Origin of the sequence: Methylobacterium sp. J-088, from assembly GCF_022829295.1 — a bacterium.
Lineage (GTDB): Bacteria > Pseudomonadota > Alphaproteobacteria > Rhizobiales > Beijerinckiaceae > Methylobacterium.
In genome coordinates this window covers 61,860-81,318 of record NZ_JAKSYH010000039.1, presented here as the reverse complement: position 1 = coordinate 81,318, position 19,459 = coordinate 61,860, and the positions used below count along the sequence as shown (strand labels likewise).

Here is a 19,459-nt window from a genome sequence, read left to right as displayed (position 1 = left end):
CACGGCCTGATCGAGACGCACGTGCTGGAAGAAGCGTTGCAGGCGGCGGTACTTCGAGGCGTAGCGGGCCGGGCCGGGGCACTGGCTGGCGATATGGGTGAGGTTGACCGTCGGGCTGTGGATTAAGCCGGTCAGCAACATGCTCAGCTTCTCAGGACGCTAGTTGCCCCAGCCCAGAGGCGCCGATAGGCTGTCGAGCAGGGCGGTGCGCAGAAAAGCGGAGATGGGGGGATCCATTTGGCGAGGAATCCCTCAGTCCACCACGGCGCGCCGCCCGCAGCCACTGTGTCGTGTACCGTGAGAAACGCGATCGGGCACGGCTCTAGTGCATCGATCCAGACGGAGGCGTCAGCCGAGTCTGGAAAAATTGATGCAAAACCAAAGAACTAGTGCTCACTCGCATGAACGAAGTGAATGCGTCAGAGCACTAGCGATCACTGCCCACGCCTAATCCGGCAGCCGCTCCGCAGCCTGCAGGACGATCCGGGCGGCGGCGCGGCTCGGCGTATCCGCATCCGTGAGCCGCATCCGCGCGTCGATCTGCGCGAGGGCCGCGCATTGCGCCGCGCGGGCGGGTCCCCCCGCCAGCAGGGGCGCCAGGGTTTCGGCGAGGCGCTCGGGCGTGCACTCGGCCTGGACGAATTCCGGCATCGCGTTCTCGGCGAGGATCAGGTTCGGCAGCACGATGCTGGGGACCTGGATGAGCCGACGGGCGATGACCTCCTCGGCCCGCGAGACCTTATAGGCCACCACCATGGGCACGCCCGCCAGCGCGAGCTCCAGCGTGACCGTACCCGAGGCCGCGAGCGCCGCGCGGGCGCCACGGAAGACGGCGTATTTCGGCCCCTCGCCGGTGACGATCCGGACCGGGACCGGCCAAGCCGCCGCGAGGCGCTCGATGAGGGCACGGTGGCGCGTCACCGCCGGCAGGACCGCCTCGACCGGAACGGTGCGGCTCACATGCTCCAGCGCCTGACCGAAGACCGGCATCAGCCGCTCGATCTCGGACCGGCGCGACCCCGGTAGGATCACGAGGCTATAGGGCGCTGTCTCACGGCGCTGGGTCTCGGCACTGGACGGGCGCAGCTCGGCCAAGCGCTCGATCAGCGGATGCCCGACATAGGTGCAGGGCGGGCCCCCGAGACGTCGATGCGCGTCGGGCTCGAAGGGCAGCAGCGCCAGGACGTGATCGATGAACGGGCGCATGCCCTTCGCGCGCCATGGGCGCCAGGCCCAGACGCTGGGCGAGACGTAGTCGATGATCGGAATGCCGGGGGCGGCCTTGCGCACCCGCTTCGCGACCGCATGGGTGAAGCCGGGGCTATCGATGATGACCAGCACATCCGGCCGGGCGTGCCTTGCGGCTTCGGCGGTCTCGCGGATGCGCCGCAGCAGCGTGCGGGCACGGGCGAGCACCGGCAGGTAGCCCATCACCGCAACGTCATCGAGGGGGAACAGGGACGCGAACCCCGCCTCCGCCATCGCCTCGCCGCCGACGCCGCCGAACGCCACGTCCGGTGCAGACTCGCGCAGCGCCCGCATCAGCTTGGCGCCGAGCTGGTCACCGGAATCCTCGCCGGCCACGAGCCAGACGCTGCGGGGTCGGGTCATCGCGACGCGGTTCCATAGCCCACGACGAACAGGCCGAGGCGGTCGGCCTCCGCGGCGGTGGCGGCGCGGTCGATTACCAGGGTGCCGCCGGCCTCGAGGGCGAGGCCGACGCAGCCTGCACGGGCGGCGTTGCGCACCGTGCGCGGGCCGATCGCCGGCAGATCGATGCGCCAATCCTGGCCGACCTTGGGCGCCTTGACCAAGACGGTCGCGGGGAGCGCCCGTCCCCAGCCGAACGGCCGGCGACCCAGGGCACGCGCCCGGGCGAGCATCCGGTCGGTCCCCTCCGGTCCCTCGACGGCGAGCGCCCGATCGCCGGCGACAACCACGGCCTGCCCGAGGTCGAAGGGCGAGAGCGCCGCCAGCACGCCACGCCCTGCGGCGATCGAACCGGCAGCCATCGCATCCGGCTGCCGCCGTCCGATCGGCCCCTCCGGGCAGAGGAGATCCGGCGCGGCCTCATGGACGCCGAGGATGCGGTGCCCCTCCTCCTCGACCAGCGCGAGCGCGGCGCGCAGGAGGCGGTCGTCGCCCCCGCCCGCCATGGCCCGCAGGGTCTCGCGGTTGCGCAGGGCCGCGCCGGCATTCAGGATCGCGGCCGGGCTCGGACGCGACACGCCCCCGGCCGGCACCACGATGGCCGGCCCCCAGCGGCGCAGCAGCTTCAGGGTGGCGGCGAGGTCGAGGAGGTCGACCGTGGCATCGGCGCTGGCGCGCAGAGTCTGTCCCGTGAAGCCGCGCAGGGCGATCACCCGGAACGGCCGCCGCGCCCGGCGCAGGGAGTCGGCGACGAGCTCCGGCAGCCGCCCGGCCCCGGCGATCAGCACGAGGGCCCCGTCAGGGACAGGATCGGCCTTCGCCATGGCGGGGCTCGATCAGGCGGCGCCGATCGGGGTCGGGACTTCGCGCGGCGTGCAGATCGAGCGCTTGCCGCCGACGCGGATGAAGTCGAGGATCTCGCGGACCGCGTCGTGGGACTCGAAGGTCGCGGCCACGTCCTCGACCCGTTCCATCAACGTCCCCTCGGGGGCGAAGAGCAGCCGATAGGCCCGCCGCAGAGCGTGGATGTCCTCCCGGGCGAAGCCGCGGCGCTGCAGGCCGATGATGTTGAGGCCGGACAGGTAGGCCCGGTTGCCCAGAACCATCCCGTAGGGAATGCAGTCGTTCTCCAGCCCCGAGAGGCCGCCCACGAAGGCATGTGCCCCGACCCGGGCGAACTGGATCACGGCGGCACCGCCCCCGAGGATTGCGTAATCGCCCACCACGCAATGGCCGGCCAGCATGACGTTGTTGGAGAAGATCACGTGCGACCCCACCCGGCAATCGTGGCCGACATGGGAATTCGCCAGGAAGGTGCAGTGATCGCCGACCACGGTCTCCAGCCCGCCGCCGCTGGTACCGGGATTCATGGTGACACCCTCGCGGATCAGGCAATCGGCGCCGATCGTGAGGGTGGAGGGCTCGCCGCGATACTTCAGATCCTGCGGCGGATGTCCGATCGACGCGAAGGGGAAGATCCGGGTGCGGGCGCCGATCGAGGTGCGGCCCGCCAGGACGACGTGGCTGACCAGCTCGCAATCCGCTCCCAGGACGACCTCCGGCCCGACATGGCAGAACGGGCCGATCCGCGCCCCGTCGCCGATCCGGGCGCCGGGCTCGATCACCGCGCTCGCGTGGATGACGGGCGCGCTCACTCCATCACCAGCATGGCGCTGATCTCGGCCTCGGCGACCAGCGTGCCGTCGACCCGGGCCTCGCCGCGGAACCACCACATGGTCCGGCGCTGGTTCAACTTCTTCATATGGAAACGCACCTGATCGCCGGGCGTGACGGGCTTGCGGAACTTGCACTTGTCGATGGTCATGAAGAACACCTGCTTGGTGCTTCGCCCATCCGCCCTGATGTGGCGGCAGCAGATCGCCCCGGCCGTCTGGGCCATGCCCTCGATCAGGAGCACGCCCGGGAAGACCGGCATGCCCGGAAAGTGACCCATGAATTGCGGCTCGTTGGCCGTGACGTTCTTGATGCCGATGCAGGATTCGTCGCGATCGATCTCGACGATCCGGTCCACCAGGAGGAACGGGTAACGGTGCGGCAGCAACTCCAGCAGCGTCTGTATATCGGCTGTGCCCAGCTCGCCGCCGGTCTCGCGCGCCGCCTCACTCATCGGATCCCGCACCTCGACTTGCCGCCCGCGGCGGCCTGACATCCTGCCGCCCTCAGCGGAGGGATCGCCCTCTTCGGCAGAAATCGCCGGACATGCAAGGCCTTCCAGCGGTGGGGATCGATCCGGAGCCCGGACAGATCGGACGAGCGACCCGTCTCAGGCCTCGTCGTCCGCCGGCGCCTTGCCCGAGCGCTCGGCCAGCCGGGCCAGGGTCGTGAGTTCGCGGAACCAGGCCCGGACCGGCTTGGCCGGCGTGCCGCCCCAGCGGCTGCCCGCCGGCACGTCGCGGTTGACGTTGGAGGAGCCGGCGATCTGCGCACCACGTCCGATGCGCAGATGCCCGACGACGCCGACCTGCCCGCCGAGGATGACGTAATCCTCCAGCGTGGTCGAGCCCGAAATACCGACGCCCGACACGATCACGCAGTGGCGCCCGATCACCACGTTGTGGGCGATCTGCACGAGGTTATCGATCTTGGTCCCCTCCCCGATCACCGTGTCGCGCGAGGCGCCCCGGTCGACCGTGGTGTTGGCACCGATCTCCACGTCGTCCTGGACGATCACGCGGCCGATCTGCGGCACCTTGAGATGGGTGACGCCCATGGCGAAGCCGAACCCGTCCTGGCCGAGCCGTACGCCCGGGTGGAGGATCACGCGGTTTCCCAGGAGGGCATGGCTCAGCGTTGTGCCGGCGCCGATGGCGCAGTCGCGCCCGATGCGCACGCCGGGACCGATCACCGCGTTCGGGCCGATCACCGTACCGCTGCCGACTTCCGCGCCGGGACCGATGACGGCGCCCGGATCGACCGTGACGCCCTCTTCGAGATGGGCTTCGAGATGGATATGGGCCCCAGGGGCGACGCCACGGGCGCCGAACTGCGAGCCGGGGCGCAGGGCATCCGGATGCAGCCGTCCGAGCAGCGTGGCGTAGGCGCGATAGGGGTCTCGGCTGACGAGGGCGACCGTGCCGGACGGGCACCGGGCCTCGAAGCGCGGCGAGACGAGGCAAGCCCCAGCCCGGGTGGCCGCGAAGGCGTCGCCGTAGCGGGCATTGTCCATGTAGGCGAGGTGCGAGGGCCCGGCGCTTTCGAGGGGCGCGGCCCCGGCAAGCCGGAGGTCCGGATCGGCGCCCTCGGGCAGGCTGGTGCCAGCGACCGTCGCGATCTCCGCGAGGGTCAGGTGCGCCGCAGTGGCGAAGAAAATGGGATCTGACATGCTGGACAACGCGCCGGTCGGGGTAATCCGACCGGCGCGCCTGGAATTTTGATCAGAAGCGCGAGCCGCCGGAGAAGCGGAAGGCCTGGGTCTGATCCTTGCCGACATGGCCGTACTTGCCGAGGATCGGCACGTAGACCGGGATGCCTTCGTCCTTGGTCAGCGCGTAGGCGTAGTCGAAGCGGATCGGGCCGAGCGGCGAGTTCCACAGGATGGAGGCACCGACCGAGGAGCGGATCGTCGCGCTGTCGCGGACGTTCACGCATTCCGGCTCGACGCCGATCTTGTAGGCGTTGAAGTTGCAGCGCCCGGTCGCCGGATCCGTGCCGTTGATGAAGCTGTCGCCGTTCACGTCGAAGGCGCGCTTGCTGCTGTAGCCGAACAGCGTACCGGCATCGGCGAAGAGCGCACCCTTCAGGCCCAGGTCGCGCGGCACGCCGGGCAGCGGGAACTGAACTTCGAGGGTACCGCCGATGTAGGTCGAGCCACCGATCGCGTTCGAGCGGGCGTCGGCGATACCGACGTCGCGCGGGCCGATGCCGTTCGGAGCGAAGCCGCGGACCAGCGACGGGCCGAGGAAGAACTCGTCGGTCACCCGCAGCGGGTCGTTGTTGAGGGAGCTGATATGGCCGCCCTGGAAGCGGACGAAGCCGATCACGTCCTCGTAGAGCTCCTTGTAGTAGCGTGCATCGGCGGTGACCCGGAAGAACTTCGAGTCTCCGCCCAGGCCCGCCACGTCGGGCTTCAGCTCGGCGTAGAGGCCGTTGTGGGGTGCGCCGATCACGTCCAGCGTCGAATAGGCGAGCGTCAGGCCGGCCAGCGAGGTCAGCGTGTTGCCCTGCGAGCCCTTGATGGCGATCGAGGCTTCGCCGTCATAGGCGCAGTTCGGATAGACCGCCTGACCACCGATGTTGCGACCCGTATTCGGGTCGATCGTGCCCGCCCCGTAGGTGGCGGTGTAGCCCGGGATCGGCACCGAGCAGTCGTTGTACGGCCGCTTGAGGGTGTTCGGCACCTTCAGCTCGGTGTTGTACAGCGAGTAGCGCAGCGTGATGCCGAACTCCTCGGTGATCGGCAGGCCGAGGCGCAGCTGGCCGCCATACACCGTGGTCTCGTAGCGCGAGTACCGGGTCAGGTCGGAGTATTTGTAGAAGGCGTCGAAGCCGGCGGCGAGCCGGTAGCCGAGGAAGTACGGCTCGGTGAACGAGAAATCGACGCCGCGCGAGTACTGGCCGCCGGTGCCGGCGAGGCGGACATACTGGCCGCGGCCGAGGAAGTTCGACTCGGAGACCGAAACCTCGCCGATGATGCCGTCCTGGGTGGAGTAGCCGCCCGCCACCGAGAACGAACCCGTGGGCTGATCCTCGACATCGATGTTGATCACCACGCGGTCGGGCGCGGAGCCCGGCTCGTTCGAGAAACGGACTTTCTTGAAGAAGCCCAGGCCGTTCAGGCGCCGCTCGGCGCGATCGGTGAGCACGCGGTTGTAGGCGTCGCCCTCGGCGATATCGAGCTCGCGGCGGATGACGTAGTCGCGGGTGCGGGTGTTGCCGCGGATGTTGATGCGCTCGACGTAGACGTGCGGGCCATCCTCGACCACGAAGCCCAGGGAGACCTGATGGCTGCCGGGATCGCGCTGACCGGTCGGGCGGACCTGCGCGAACGGGTAGCCCGCGCGGTTCACCTCACGCGTGACGTTGTTCAGCGTCTTCTCGACGTCGTCGGCGTTGTAGACATCGCCCACCGTCGTCGCGACACCGGTGTTGAGCTGAGCCGTGTCGAGGCCGGGCAGGCGGGAATCCACCTGCACCGCGCCGACTTTGTACTGCTCGCCCTCGTTCACCGTGACGGTGATGACGTAGCCCGAAGTCTCGCCCTCGACGTAGCGCGCGTCGGCGCTGACCACCTGGAAGTCGGCATAGCCGTTCTTCAGGTAGTAGCGGCGAACCTGATCCAAGTCGTTGGTGATGCGGTCGGGATCGTAGACGTCGGAGGTCTTGATGAACGACAGAAAGTTCATCTCCGAGGAGCTCATCAGCCCCTTGAGCGTCCGCTCCGAATAGGCGTTGTTGCCCACGAAGTTGATCGAGACGATGCCGGTCTTATCGCCCTCGTCGATCTGGTAGATCACGTCGACGCGGCCGTTCGGCAGGTCGACGGTGCGGTAGGTCACCTTGGCGGTTCCCCGACCGAAGCGCTTGTAGACGTCACGGATGCGGGCAAGGTCGGCGTTGATGATCGCCTCGGTGTAGGGCCCGCGGGCCTTCGCCTCGACCACCCCTTCCAGGGTCGCCTTCTCGATCTTCTTGTTGCCCTCGAACACCACCCGGTTGATCAGGTTGTTTTCGCGGACGGTCACCACCGTGCGGCCGCCCGACTGGGCGACCTTCACGTCCGAGAACATGCCGCTTGCGAGCAGGTTACGGCGGGCTTCCTCGGCGGAGCCTGACGCCGTTCCGGTCACGTAGGACCGGACCGTGTCGGCATCGACGCGCTGGTTGCCCTGGACGACGATCTGCTGCGCCTGAGCGGCACCGGTCAGGACGACGCTCAGACCCGCAGTGACTAGGACGATGGTTCTCCGCACCGACTTACGTCGGGGCTTCCCCGTCAACGACATCATGCAATCGCCCGTTTCTGTTCTGGTCGCGGGGGTTAGCCCGTCTTAGGCGACCGTTGATCGGTCGTCCCGTCACCTGGTCCAAGCGTGGCTTCGGTCCAAGCGTAGCTCTTAGCGGGATTCCACTGCCAAGCAAACGCGCGGGAGGCCATCGTCAGGGGATTTTGGGGGGTCGTGGCCTTCGCGCCACTTAACGGTACAGCCGCGCTTCGGGCAAACCGGCGATCATGGTGAATGACGCGTAAACGCTTGTGAAAACGTGTTTTTCCCGCCTCACTCGCGCGGGCGTTGACGGCGCATTAACCGGATTTTGACCCCTTGGCGCGGCGCCGATCCGGCGACTTCACGGCCGGATCGCGGCGGGAATGGGGCACCCTTTCCGGTGGAGGACGGACAGGATCCCCAACGGCTTCGAGGAGGGCCCTCAACCCTTCCGGATCAGGTGTTCCGCCAGGACGCGCCGAGGTTGAGGATATCGTTCCAGGCGGCGAACAGCATCAGCATCAGGACCAGGGCGAGACCAATCCGGAAGCCGATCTCCTGGGCCCGCTCGCTGAGCGGACGGCCGCGGACGACCTCGAAGGCGTAGAACAGCAGATGCCCGCCATCGAGCAATGGCACCGGGAACAGGTTCAGGAGGCCGATCGAGACCGAGAGGAGCGCGATCAGGCCGACGAGACCGCCGACGCCGCCGGTCTTGGCGACCTCGCCGGAGACGCGGGCGATTCCGATCGGCCCCGAGAGCTGGTCGGCCGACTCACGGCCGGTCACCAGCTTGCCGAGATACGAGAAGGTGCGCTCGACGACGAAGTAGGTCTCCTTCACGCCGAGATTGAGGGAATCGACGGCCCCGTAGCGCACGAGGCGCGCCTCGGAGCCCGCAGGCGAGCGGATCCCCAGCCGGCCGATCCGATGGCGTCCGAACGGGGTTTTCTCCTCGAAGGTGGCGGGCGTCGCCTGAATGGTGAGCGGCTGGTCGTTGCGCTCCACCGTGAAGGTCAGGGGCGTCCCGGCGCTACCCGTCACCGTGCGGTACATCGCGTTGAAGTTGCCGATCGTCTCGCCGTCGATGGCGGTGATCACGTCGCCCGGCTGGAAACCGGCCTGGGCCGCGACGCTGTTCGGCTCCACCGAGGAGACGCGGGCGGGCAATTCATAGCGGCCGCCGAACCAGATCGCCCCGGCAAACAGCGCGATCGCCAAGATGAAGTTCGCCACCGGTCCGGCGGCGACGATCGCGGCGCGCTTGCCCACAGGCTGAGTCGGGAAACTGATCGCCCGCTCCTGCGGAGTCATGCGGGCGACGGCCGCGGGGTCGGGCATGCTCGCCCCGTTCACGTCGCCGTGGAACTTCACGTAGCCACCGAGGGGAATGGCGCAGAGCTTCCAGCGCGTGCCGCGGCGGTCGTTGAACCCAACGAGTTCCGGCCCGAATCCGAGGGAGAAGGCATGGACACCGACGCCGCACCAGCGGCCGACCAGGAAGTGGCCCATCTCGTGCACGAACACCACGACGGTGAGCACGAACAGGAACGGGATCAGGGCGCCGAAGAAGCCCCCGGCAGTGCCGCTCATCGCGTTGAGGAAGTCCATAAGCCGATCCCTGGCCGTCGCCGCGCCGGCCCCCCGGACCGGCACATCCCGACATCTTAGCAGATCGGTGGGGCGCACCGCCAACGCAATCCTGTGCGGGCTCGCGCATCGTCGCCGCGGGTGACGGGCCGCCGCGTCAGTGGCCGCCCCCGCCTCCGGCTGCCGCGCGCGGGCGCCGGACCATCGGCACGGCGCAGGCCATGGCCAGGAACAGCACCGTCAGGGCGAGGAACACGTCTTCGAAGGCCATGACGAGGCCCTGGATCCGGACCGTGTTGGTCATGGCTTTCAGCGCCATGCCGGGGGCCGCGCTGCCGAAGGACTCGAAGCCGCGTTGCAGGCCGTCGAGGCGCTCAAGGGCCGCATTGCTCGACCAGCTGAAGCGCTCGTGCAGCCGGGCGAGGTGAAGGTCCCAGCGGTCGTTCAGCACGGTGTTGATCAGGGCGAGGCCGACCGCGCCGCCGAGGTTGCGCGTGAGATTGAACAGGCCGGAGGCGTTCTTCATCCGGGCCGGCGGCAGGGTGCCGAGCGCGATGTTGTTGATCGGGATCATGCACAGCATCAGCGAGCAGCCGCGCAGGATCTGCGGCAGCAGCAACTCGTAGAAGTCCCAATCCTTAGTGAGGCCGGTGACGATCCAAGTGCCGCAGGCGAAGCCCGTGAAGCCAACTCCCATCATCAAACGTGGATCGACCCGGCCCGAGAGACGCCCGGCGATCGGCGCTGTGATGAACATGAACAGGCCGGAGACGAACATCGTCTCGCCGATCATCAGCGCCGAGTAGCCGCGCACCCGCGCGAGATAGACCGGGTAGATGTAGGTCAGCCCGTAGAGCCCGATGCCGAGCACGAAACTCGCCAAACAGCCGCTGGCGAAGTTGCGGTCCGAGAAGGCGCGCAGGTCCACGATCGGTTGCCTCGCCGTGAAGACCCGCCAGAAGAACAGCAGCCCCGAGACCCCGCAGACCACCGCGCAGGCGAACACCGTCTCGTCCTGCAGCCAGTCGTGGTTCGGCCCCTCCTCCAGCACGTATTCGAGGCAGCCGAGAAAACCCGCCATGAAGGCGAGGCCCGCCCAGTCGAAGGCTTCGAGCAGGCTGTAATTGGGCTTGTCGAAATCGACCAGGATCCACGTCGAGACCGTCACGAAGATGCCCGGCACGACGTTGATCAGGAACAGCCAGTGCCAGGACATCAGGTCGGTGAGATAGCCGCCGACCGTCGGGCCGATGGTCGGCGCGAGCGTCGCTACGAGGCCGATCATCGGCGACACGATGGTCCGCTTGGAGGGCGGGAAGATCGTGAAGGCCGCCGCAAACACGGTCGGGATCATGCCCCCGCCGATGAAGCCCTGGGCGGCGCGCCAGACGATCATCTCGCCGATCGACGAGGAGGTCGCGCACATCAGGCTCATCAGGGTGAAGCCGCCCGCCGAGATCGCGAACATCCAGCGGGTCGACAGCACCCGCGACAGGGTGCCGGAGAGCGGGATCGAGATGACCTCGGCGATCAGGTAGCTGGTCTGGACCCAGGGGATCTCGTCGCCCGAGGCCGAAAGGCCGGCCTGGATCTCGTTCAGCGAGGCCGAGACGATCTGGATGTCCAGGATCGCCATGAACATCCCGAACACCATGCAGACGAACGCCACCATCCGGCGGCGATCGAGCGGCGGCTCGGTGGCGCGGACCGGAGCGGGGGCGGCGGTGGCGGCCATCGGCGATCTTACCGGCTCGCAGTGCTGACCGGCCGCTCGCGCGCGGCCCGGTCGAGCACCGAGCGGTCCGCGCCGGCGCGGGTATCGACGCGCACCACCGCCGACAGGCCCGGCCGCAGAAGGCCCTCGCGGGCAACCTCTTCCGGCACCCGCACCCGCACCGGCAGGCGCTGGACGATCTTGGTGAAGTTGCCGGTCGCGTTGTCGGGCGGCAACAGGCTGAACACCGAGCCGGAGGCCGGCGAGAACGATTCCACCACGCCCTGGATCTCACGATCCGGATAGGCGTCGACCGTCACCGTCACCGTCTGGCCGGGGCGCATGCGCTGGACCTGGGTCTCCTTGAAGTTCGCGTCGATCCGGACGCTTTGGAGCGGCACCAGGGCGGCGATCCGCGTGCCCGGCGCCACGTAGGCACCGGCCTCCACGGCCTTGTTGCCCACGACGCCGTCGAACGGCGCACGGATCACCGCGAAGTCGAGATCCCGGCGGGCCCGGTCGACGGCGGTGCGCAGCTCCGCCGCGACGCTCTCGGCCTCGCGCTTCTGTGCCGTGAGGACATCAACGTTTGCGCGGGCCGCCAAAAGGCCGGCCTCCATGGCCTTGACTGAAGCCTCGGTCCGGTCGCGATCGGCGCGGGTCTGGTCGATGCGCGACTTGGCGACGTAATCCGCTTGCATCTGCATCGACCGCGCGATATCGGCCTGAGCGCGAACCGCGTCGGCGCGGGTCGCGTCGAGCTGCGCAGAGGCCTGGGCGACCTGCGCCTGAGCGGCCTCGGCCTGCCGGGCGATCCGCGCGATGGTGCTCTCCTGGGTGGCGAGCTTGTCCTGCGCGGCCTGGAGGGCGAGGCGGTAATCGCCGTCGTCCAATTGGGGGATCACGTCGCCCTTCTTCACCGAGACGCCGTTCACCACCGGGACCGCCGCGAGGTAGCCCGGGACCTTCGCGGCCAGCACCGAGATGTCGGCCTGGACGTAGGCATCGTCGGTCGAGACGAAGAAGCGTCCGACCGTCCACCATTGCCACCCGGCATAGGCGCCGCCGCCGATCAGAACCGCCAGCACGGCCAGTAGGAGGGCACGCCTCAGCGGGCGCCGGCGGGGCGGCACAGCCTCGGCCGGGCCGGCCTGGGCGGATGCCGGGGCAGCATCCGGCGCAGGCTGCCGCGGCGCCGGGACTTCTGCCCGCTCCGCTTCGCTCAGATCGATGGTGGGAGACGGCCGATCAGCGTCGTCGCGAAGGGACATCTCGGAGCCTCAGATCGGATGACCGAACCGTTCGGTCAAAACTTGGACCCGCCTTGACGCGAATCCAGATTGGCCTCAGGTTATGGTGACCGAACGGTTCGGTCAAGCGGAGCGGCGTCTCGGACGCGGAGCGGAATGATGGCGCAGGGCGCGGTGCTGGAGCGGGGACAGACACCGCATGAGGGCGACAAGCGGCGGCAGATCCTCGACGGCGCCCGCACGGTCTTCCTCTCGGCAGGCTACGATGGCGCGAGCATGGGCGAGATCGCCCGGGTGGCCGGGGTCTCGAAGGGCACGCTCTACGTGTATTTCGACAGCAAGGAGGCTTTGTTCGAAGCCCTGATCCTTCAGGAAAAGGCCAGCCTTGCAGAGACGCTCTTCACCTTCGACCCGAACGATGCCGATATCCCGGCCGTCCTGACACGCTTAGGGATGAGCTTCCTTGCCGAGATGTCCCAGCCGCGGCACATCTCGGTGCACCGCATGGTGATTGGCGTCTGCGAGAAGTTCCCGCACTTCGGGCAGGTCTATTACGACGCCGGTCCGGCCCGCGGCGTGTCTCGACTCGCGGCCTATCTCGACGTGCAGGTCCAGGCCGGTCGCCTGCGCATCGCCGACACCACCTTGGCGGCCCAGCACTTCCTGCATCTTTGCCTGGCCGGCCTGCTCACGCGCATGCTGTTCGCTGCCGGCGGCGAGGCGAGCGAGGCCCGGATGCAGATCCAGACTGCCGAGGCGGTGCGGGTGTTTTTGGCCGGGTACGGGCCGGGGCGCTGAGGCGCGGCCTTATCCGGCGGCGCGCAGTTCCGGCAGCGCTTCCGCGCTCCACACCCGGACATGCGCGTCGATGGCCAACGCCTCATCGACATCGGCCGGCGCGGTCCGGTACGGGCCGGCGAAATGCGCACAGGCGCGCTCGACCAGATCACTGATCCCGTAGAAGCCGATACGCCCGGCGATGAACGCCGCGACCGCGATCTCGTTGGCGGCGTTCATCACGGTCGGCGCGGCGCCGCCTGCAGCGAGCGCCGCCCGGGCGATCCGCAGGCACGGGAAGCGCTCCTCGTCCGCAGCCTCGAAAGTGAGGGAGCCGAGCTTCACGAGGTCGAGGGGGCGCCCGCGCTCGATGGTCAGCCGGTCGCCGAGGCCGAGGCAGTGCGAGATCGGCACCCGCATGTCGGGCAGCGCCAGTTCGGCGGTCACGGCGCCGTCGAGCCAGTAGACCATCCCGTGGATCACCGATTGCGGATGCACCACGACGTCGAGGCGCTCGGGCTCGATGCCGAACAGGTGGTGTGCCTCGATCAGCTCGAGGCCCTTGTTCATCAGGCTCGCCGAATCGATGTTGATCTTCATGCCCATCGACCAGGTCGGGTGGGCGGCGGCCTCCGTGGCGGAGGCGGCGGCGATGCGCTCGCGGGTCCAGGTGCGGAACGGGCCACCGGAGGCCGTGATCATCATGGTGCGCACGTCGGCGAGCGGACGCCCGGCCAGCGCCTGGCTCAGGGCATCGTGCTCGGAATCCATCGGCAGGATGGTGGCGCCGTAGCGTGCGGCGTCGCGCATGAAGGCGTCGCCGGCGCAGACGAGGCTCTCCTTGTTGGCGAGGGCGACCGTGCGCCCGAGGCGGAGCGCCGCGTGGGTGGATTTGAGGCCCGCGGCCCCGCTCACCGCCGCCACCACGATATCGGCGTCCCGGGCGACCGCCTCCATGACGGCGCCCTCCCCCGCCCCGTTGGGGATCCCGGAGCCCGAGAGGGCCTCGGCGAGCGCAGGGCCGGCGGATTCATCGGCGAGCGCCGCGAAGGACGCGTTCAGCTCCCGCGCCATCTTGGCCAGGGCGACGGGATCCCTGCCGCCCACCAGGGCGCCGACCCGGAAGCGGTCGGCGTGCTGGGCAAGCAGATCGGCGGTGGAGCGGCCGATCGAGCCGGTGGCGCCGAAGACGGTGACGATCTGGGTCACGGATTCAACTCCCTCATCGTCACGTGATCAGACCGACCCCGCGCAGGGCGAGATAGACGGCAGCCAAAACGGCCACTGCAAAAAATCCGTCGAGCCGGTCCATCACGCCGCCATGGCCCGGGATGATCTTTCCGGAGTCCTTCACGCCGTAGCGGCGCTTGAGGCCGGACTCGAGGAGATCGCCAGCTTGGCTCAGGATTGAGGCCACGGCGCTCACACCCGCGACCACCGGAAGGGAAGCGGCGCTGGGCAGCGTCATCCCGGCGAGGTCGGCCACCACCGGCACCAGGGTTCCCGCCGCAACGCCACCGATCAGGCCGCCGATGGCGCCGGACCATGTCTTGTTGGGCGAGACCCGGGGCATCAGCTTCGGGCCGCCGATCTTCCGGCCTGCGAAGTAGGCAGCGATGTCGGTGGACCAGACCACCGCGAACATCCAGGCCGGTCCGACGAGCCCGATCGCGGGATCGTCGCGCAACGCCACCGGCACCGCCGCGACGGCTCCGGCGCCGAGCACGCCGATGAACGCGCGCGTCCGGCCCCATCCGGTCCGCGCCACCGTGGCACAGGCCGCGGCGCCGAGAATCAGAACCGCAAGGCAGGCCGGTGCCGGAGCCCCGCCGCGTTGGCACAGCAACAGGGCACCGAGCGTCGCCGCACCGAGCGCGATCAGTACCTCGCGCGGCTCGGTCCGGCTCATGGCCATCCACTCGGCGAAGCCGACGATGCCGGCCGCGAGCCAGATGCCCGCGAAGGGCCAGCCGCCATAGACCAGCCCCGCCAGCACGCCGGCCCCGAGCACGAGGCCCGAGGCAACGCGCAGCCACAGCTCGCGCCGGCCCTTGCGAGAAGCCTGGGAGGGCGCAGCCGGTGCGGTTGCGGAGGTCACGAAAGTCTCGGCCGGCGGCCTTAGACCTGCATGATCTCCTTCTCCTTGGAGGCCAGCACGCCGTCGATGTCGGCGATGAACTGGTCGGTCGCCTTCTGCACGTCGGCGGCCTGCCGCTTCTCGTCGTCCTCCGAGATCGCGCTGTCCTTCAGGAGCTTTTTGAGATGGTCGAGGCCGTCCCGGCGGACGTGGCGCACGGCGACGCGGGCCTCCTCGGTGTACTTGTGGGCGACCTTGACCATCTCCTTGCGCCGCTGCTCGTTCATCTCGGGGATGCGGAGCCGGATGGTCTGTCCCTCGGTCTGCGGGTTGAGACCGAGGTCGGATTCGCGGATCGCCTTCTCGACGGCGGTGACCATGCTGCGGTCCCAGACGGAGATCGACAGGAGCCGCGGCTCCGGCACGCTCACCGTGGCGACCTGGGCCATCGGCATCGCCGAGCCGTAGGCATCCACCTGGATCGGGTCGAGGATCGAGGGCGTGGCGCGCCCGGTGCGCAGCGAGCCGAGATCCTTCGAGAGCGCGGCGACGGCGCCCTGCATCCGGCGCTTGATGTCGTTGAGGTCGAATTCCGGTGTGGCCATGAGAATCGTCCCGAGACGTCTGACGTGGTCTTCTCGCCCGGCGCGGGCAGTCGCGGCCTCAATGGACGAATTTTTTCAGGGCCGCAAACGGTTGCGGCCCCATCGCGGCCGCGGCGTCAGGGCGCGACCAGCGTCGAGGGTGCGTCGCCCGACAGGATCGCGGCGATCGAGCTCGGCGGGTGAAGCGAGCCGACCACGATCGACAGGCGGCTCTCCCGGGCCAGCGCGAAGGCGGCGGTGTCCATGACCTTCAGGTCGCGGGCAATCGCCTCATCGTGGGTGATGCGGTCGTAGCGGGTGGCGTTCGGGTCGGTCTTCGGATCGGCGGAATAGACGCCATCGACCTGCGTCGCCTTCAGCACCGCGTCGCAACGCAACTCGGCGGCGCGCAGCACGGCGGCAGTGTCGGTGGTGAAATACGGGTTGCCGGTACCCCCGGCCAACACGACCACCTGTCCCTTGTCCAGGTGATGCAAAGCCGGCTGGCGGGCATAGGTCTCGCAGATCGTCGGCATCGATACGGCCGACATGGTCCGCGCCTGGACGCCGGCCGCGTTCAACGCCGTCTCGATCGCGAGCGAGTTCATGACGGTCGCCATCATGCCCAGCGAATCCCCGGTGGCCCGGTCGATCCAGCCGGCCGCGGAGATGCGCGCGCCACGGATCATGTTGCCGCCGCCCACCACGATGGCGACTTCGGCGCCGGCCTCGATGGTGCGGGCGATGTCATCAGCCAAAGCTGCCAGCGTCGGCGGATGCAGCCAGTAGCCGTCCGGTGCGGCGAGCGCCTCCCCTGACAGCTTTACGAGGATACGGCGAAATGGCGTCGTCTCCGGCATCTCGATCCCCGTTCGACCCGCCCCGCGCGAGCCGGGAGGCTTCTACGTCAACCGTGTGAGCGCCGTCGAGGGGCGCACCGCGATCGGACGGGGATCGTCGGACGAAACACCACCGACACGCGACCGACGTGCAGCCCTGGCAAACGGTCTGGAAACGACACCCGGCCCGGAACATCCATGCGCATCGCCCTGGTGATCAACACCGAATCCGGTAGCATCGGCGGCGCGACCCCGGAGGCGATCCGAGAGCGGATCCTTGCGACCGGGATCGAGGCGCTGGGCGAAGCCGACCGGGGCGACTCCCTCCCGGCGCGCATCGCGGCGGCGGTGGCCGAGCCGGGGATCGACGCGGTGGTGGTGGCAGGTGGCGACGGCACGGTCGCCTGCGCGGCTGCCGCCCTGGTCGAGCGCGGGACGCCGCTCGGCATCCTCCCGCTCGGAACCATGAATCTGCTGGCGAAGGATCTCGGCCTGCCGCTCGATCTCGATGGCGCCATCGCCAATCTCGCGCAGGGCGTGCCGCGCCGGATCGATGTCGGCGACGTGAACGGCCGGGTCTTCGTGATCAATTCCGTGCTCGGCATGGCCGCGCGGGTCGCCCGCCACCGGGAGGCCCATCGCACGCGCCGGGCCATACGCACCCTGCTGCGCTGGGCGCTCGGCCTGCTGCGCCACCTCGGCCGCTATCCGCGCCTCACGGTGACCGGCCTGATCGATGGGACGGCGCGGCGTCTGCGAGGACGGCTGATGGCGGTGGTCGTGGGCGACTACGTCGAGCAGCCGGGACAGATGCTCGTGCGGGCGCCGGTCGATGCCGGGCAGCTCACGCTCTACGTCCTGACCAACCTCTCGGTGTGGCGCAGCCTGCGCCTCGCCGTCGGAGTCGCCCTCGGCGACTGGCGCCGGCTGCCCGACGTAGAGCGGCTGCCGGTCGGCGACCTCAGCATCGCGTCGCGCCGCCAGGCGCTGCTGGTGATGAATGACGGCGAGGTTCTTTTGATCCCCACGCCCCTGCACTAACGCATCCGGCGGCACGCGCTGACCGTGATCGTGCCGCGCTCGGAGTCAGGCCAGCGCTTCACAGGCGGGAGCCTGGACGCATGAGGCGGATCAGCCACATCTCCGACCTCCATTTCGGCCGCACCGACCCGGCCGTCGTCGCGGCGCTCATCGCCGCGTTGAACGCGGACGCGTCGGACCTGATCATCGTCTCGGGCGACTTCACCATGGCGGCGCGCCCGTCCGAGTTCGGGCAGGCCCGCGCCTTCCTGAACCGCCTGTCGCCGCCCTGGATCGGCGTGCCCGGCAACCACGACATCTCGCCCTACGACCTGCTGCAGCGGTTCGCGCGGCCCTTCGCGCGCTACCGGCACGCCATCGCGCAGGAGACAGAGCCGTGTTTCACGGATTCGGAGATCGGGGTGGTTTGCCTGAACACGGTGCGGCGCTGGGCGCCGGAGCCGGACTGGTCGCACGGGATAATCCGGCGCAGCCAGATCGCCCGGACCGAGGCACGCCTCGCGGCCATGCCGGAGCACCTGTTCAAGATCGTGGTGGGCCACCACCCGTTCAGGCCGCCGCCCTGGGACGAGGAGGCCCGATTGGTTGGGCGCGCCGACTTGGCGCTGGCCACGTTTCGCAGGTGCGGTGTCGGCCTGACGCTGGCCGGCCACCTGCACCGGCACTATGCGCGCTTTGATCTGGACGACGATACCGCCGCGGAAGCGATCGATCGCGGTGTGATGCGCGGTGGCCGGGGACGGCTGCTGGCCGTCCAAGCCGGCTCGGCGACGTCGACGCGCCTGCGCGGGAACGAGCCCAACGCCTACAACCGCATCACCATTGCAGATGGCTGCGCCACCGTTGCGGTTCGGATCTGGGATGGCAGAGCGTGGGTCGATGCGGCGCCGGCGTGATGGGAGACCACTACGCCGGCGCAAATTCTCAGCTGCCGGTCAGCACGCCGACGGCGCCGACGACGGTCATCACGAGACCGGACGCGAAGACGCCGATCATCAGGTAGGAGAAGGGTTTCAAAGCCATGCGGCGACAGTACTGCGCTTCTGCGAGATAGCGTGTGCGCCGCAACACGGGACAGACGATCACCCCCTGCCCGATCACGCCCCCCGCGTGGCGAGGGCATCGACCACGGCTTCCGGGTGACGATGGATCGTCCAGAGCAGGGCCAGGGCGGTCGCGTTCGGCTTTGACTTGCCCTGCTCCCAGTTCTTGACCGTCGCCTCTTCCAATCCGAACCGGAGTGCGAACTGGGCCTGCGAGAGATGCAGGGCTTCCCGCACGCTTCGCACCGAGATCGCATCCGGCCCATGCTTGCGGACCTCGATGCCCAGCCCCTTCAACTCGGATCGCAGGCGCTCGAGGCTCTCGACCTTGGGCACCACGACATACGCTTCCCCCGTATCGAACAGCTCCGTCATGACGGCGCGGGCAGCCTTCACGGGAAGATGCCTACGGACGAGGGCGCGGGCGGCTTCAATTGTGTCGAGGTCCGTGCCCGCCAGACGCCTGAGACCGAGACGCTCTGCCGAGCCTTCGCGGACGGGAGGCTCGTCCCGGATTTGCACCCGTTGTCCGAACGCCGCCAACAATGCGGATCTCGTCGACATCCAGCGCCTCCAAGACCCCCTGGGCGATATCCCGAAGCACGACCGGCCCCTATCTCGTCATGCGGTCGATATGCAGGCCGACCAACCCGAGGAAGCGCCCCGTGAGCGTCACCTCGGCCATCACATCGAGCGTACCCCATGGCGTCTGCAATGCGACCGTGAAGATCGGATCGTCGCTTTTGGCGTGATCGACGACGATCGTGACCGCGCAAACCGCCAAGCGCCAATCCTATACGCAACCTGCCTATAAGATGCTGGCGATGGCACCCGGGTCAAGGGCTGTCCTCTCCTCGACGTCCGAACCGCCCGCAATCCCGGCTCAAGATACGCCAAGGCCGGCTTCGCGCGCCTCGCCGGGGCCGCCGACAAAAGAAAACCCCGCCCG

General features: G+C 68.9%; 18 protein-coding genes. 3 read left to right on the top strand and 15 right to left on the bottom strand.

Going from position 1 to position 19,459, the window contains the following annotated elements:
• Positions 1-447 precede the first annotated feature (447 nt).
• The 9 genes from lpxB to MKK63_RS03860 form a co-directional block, all read right to left on the bottom strand.
• The gene (gene lpxB, locus MKK63_RS03900) at positions 448-1,611 is read right to left on the bottom strand and encodes a lipid-A-disaccharide synthase (RefSeq protein ID WP_243998868.1); all 1,164 of its coding nucleotides are present in this window, start codon (positions 1,609-1,611) and stop codon (positions 448-450) included.
• Positions 1,608-2,474 (bottom strand): LpxI family protein, encoded by an 867-nt coding sequence (locus MKK63_RS03895; protein WP_243998866.1) that lies wholly within the window; start codon positions 2,472-2,474, stop codon positions 1,608-1,610. The genes lpxB and MKK63_RS03895 overlap by 4 nt, the downstream gene beginning before the upstream one ends.
• 12 nt (positions 2,475-2,486) lie before the next feature.
• A complete protein-coding gene (lpxA, locus tag MKK63_RS03890) occupies positions 2,487-3,305 on the bottom strand; it encodes an acyl-ACP--UDP-N-acetylglucosamine O-acyltransferase (protein WP_243998864.1) in 819 nt (272 codons plus the stop codon).
• The gene (gene fabZ, locus MKK63_RS03885) at positions 3,302-3,778 is read right to left on the bottom strand and encodes a 3-hydroxyacyl-ACP dehydratase FabZ (protein WP_243918053.1); all 477 of its coding nucleotides are present in this window, start codon (positions 3,776-3,778) and stop codon (positions 3,302-3,304) included. The genes lpxA and fabZ overlap by 4 nt, the downstream gene beginning before the upstream one ends.
• A 156-nt stretch (positions 3,779-3,934) precedes the next feature.
• Positions 3,935-4,993 carry a UDP-3-O-(3-hydroxymyristoyl)glucosamine N-acyltransferase gene (lpxD, locus tag MKK63_RS03880; RefSeq protein ID WP_243998862.1) on the bottom strand — a complete coding sequence of 353 codons (1,059 nt, stop codon included), beginning with the start codon at positions 4,991-4,993 and terminating at the stop codon, positions 3,935-3,937.
• A gap of 52 nt (positions 4,994-5,045) precedes the next feature.
• On the bottom strand, positions 5,046-7,616 hold the full coding sequence (gene bamA, locus MKK63_RS03875; protein WP_243998860.1) for an outer membrane protein assembly factor BamA: 2,571 nt from the start codon (positions 7,614-7,616) through the stop codon (positions 5,046-5,048).
• A gap of 435 nt (positions 7,617-8,051) precedes the next feature.
• Complete coding sequence (rseP, locus tag MKK63_RS03870; RefSeq protein WP_243998858.1) at positions 8,052-9,206, bottom strand: RIP metalloprotease RseP; 1,155 nt, start codon at positions 9,204-9,206, stop codon at positions 8,052-8,054.
• A 136-nt stretch (positions 9,207-9,342) separates the two neighbouring features.
• Positions 9,343-10,920 carry a DHA2 family efflux MFS transporter permease subunit gene (locus MKK63_RS03865; RefSeq protein WP_243998856.1) on the bottom strand — a complete coding sequence of 526 codons (1,578 nt, stop codon included), beginning with the start codon at positions 10,918-10,920 and terminating at the stop codon, positions 9,343-9,345.
• A gap of 8 nt (positions 10,921-10,928) precedes the next feature.
• Positions 10,929-12,170: an HlyD family secretion protein gene (locus MKK63_RS03860; RefSeq protein ID WP_243998854.1), complete on the bottom strand. Its 1,242-nt coding sequence runs from the start codon at positions 12,168-12,170 to the stop codon at positions 10,929-10,931.
• 138 nt (positions 12,171-12,308) lie between these two features.
• On the opposite strand from MKK63_RS03860, the gene MKK63_RS03855 reads away from it, so the two are divergent.
• Positions 12,309-12,947: a TetR/AcrR family transcriptional regulator gene (locus MKK63_RS03855; RefSeq protein WP_243998876.1), complete on the top strand. Its 639-nt coding sequence runs from the start codon at positions 12,309-12,311 to the stop codon at positions 12,945-12,947.
• 9 nt (positions 12,948-12,956) lie between these two features.
• On the opposite strand, the gene dxr is transcribed toward MKK63_RS03855, so the two are convergent.
• The 4 genes from dxr to pyrH form a co-directional block, all read right to left on the bottom strand.
• A complete protein-coding gene (dxr, locus tag MKK63_RS03850) occupies positions 12,957-14,135 on the bottom strand; it encodes a 1-deoxy-D-xylulose-5-phosphate reductoisomerase (RefSeq protein WP_243998852.1) in 1,179 nt (392 codons plus the stop codon).
• 19 nt (positions 14,136-14,154) lie between these two features.
• On the bottom strand, positions 14,155-15,024 hold the full coding sequence (locus tag MKK63_RS03845; protein WP_243998850.1) for a phosphatidate cytidylyltransferase: 870 nt from the start codon (positions 15,022-15,024) through the stop codon (positions 14,155-14,157).
• A 20-nt stretch (positions 15,025-15,044) separates the two neighbouring features.
• Positions 15,045-15,608 carry a ribosome recycling factor gene (gene frr / locus MKK63_RS03840; RefSeq protein WP_243998848.1) on the bottom strand — a complete coding sequence of 188 codons (564 nt, stop codon included), beginning with the start codon at positions 15,606-15,608 and terminating at the stop codon, positions 15,045-15,047.
• Positions 15,609-15,724: 116 nt separating this feature from the next.
• Positions 15,725-16,447 (bottom strand): UMP kinase, encoded by a 723-nt coding sequence (gene pyrH / locus MKK63_RS03835; RefSeq protein ID WP_243918071.1) that lies wholly within the window; start codon positions 16,445-16,447, stop codon positions 15,725-15,727.
• A 177-nt stretch (positions 16,448-16,624) separates the two neighbouring features.
• Here pyrH and MKK63_RS03830 point away from each other — a divergent pair, with 177 nt between their 5' ends.
• Positions 16,625-17,467, top strand: a complete 843-nt coding sequence (locus MKK63_RS03830; RefSeq protein WP_243998846.1) for a diacylglycerol/lipid kinase family protein — start codon at positions 16,625-16,627, stop codon at positions 17,465-17,467.
• 80 nt (positions 17,468-17,547) lie between these two features.
• Positions 17,548-18,363, top strand: a complete 816-nt coding sequence (locus MKK63_RS03825) for a metallophosphoesterase family protein (RefSeq protein ID WP_243998844.1) — start codon at positions 17,548-17,550, stop codon at positions 18,361-18,363.
• 201 nt (positions 18,364-18,564) lie between these two features.
• Here MKK63_RS03825 and MKK63_RS03820 read toward each other — a convergent pair whose 3' ends face one another.
• Positions 18,565-19,074, bottom strand: coding sequence for a helix-turn-helix domain-containing protein (locus MKK63_RS03820; RefSeq protein ID WP_243998842.1), 510 nt, complete (start codon positions 19,072-19,074; stop codon positions 18,565-18,567).
• A 49-nt stretch (positions 19,075-19,123) separates the two neighbouring features.
• On the bottom strand, positions 19,124-19,294 hold the full coding sequence (locus MKK63_RS03815) for a hypothetical protein (RefSeq protein ID WP_243998840.1): 171 nt from the start codon (positions 19,292-19,294) through the stop codon (positions 19,124-19,126).
• Between the last annotated feature and the right edge of the window lie 165 nt (positions 19,295-19,459).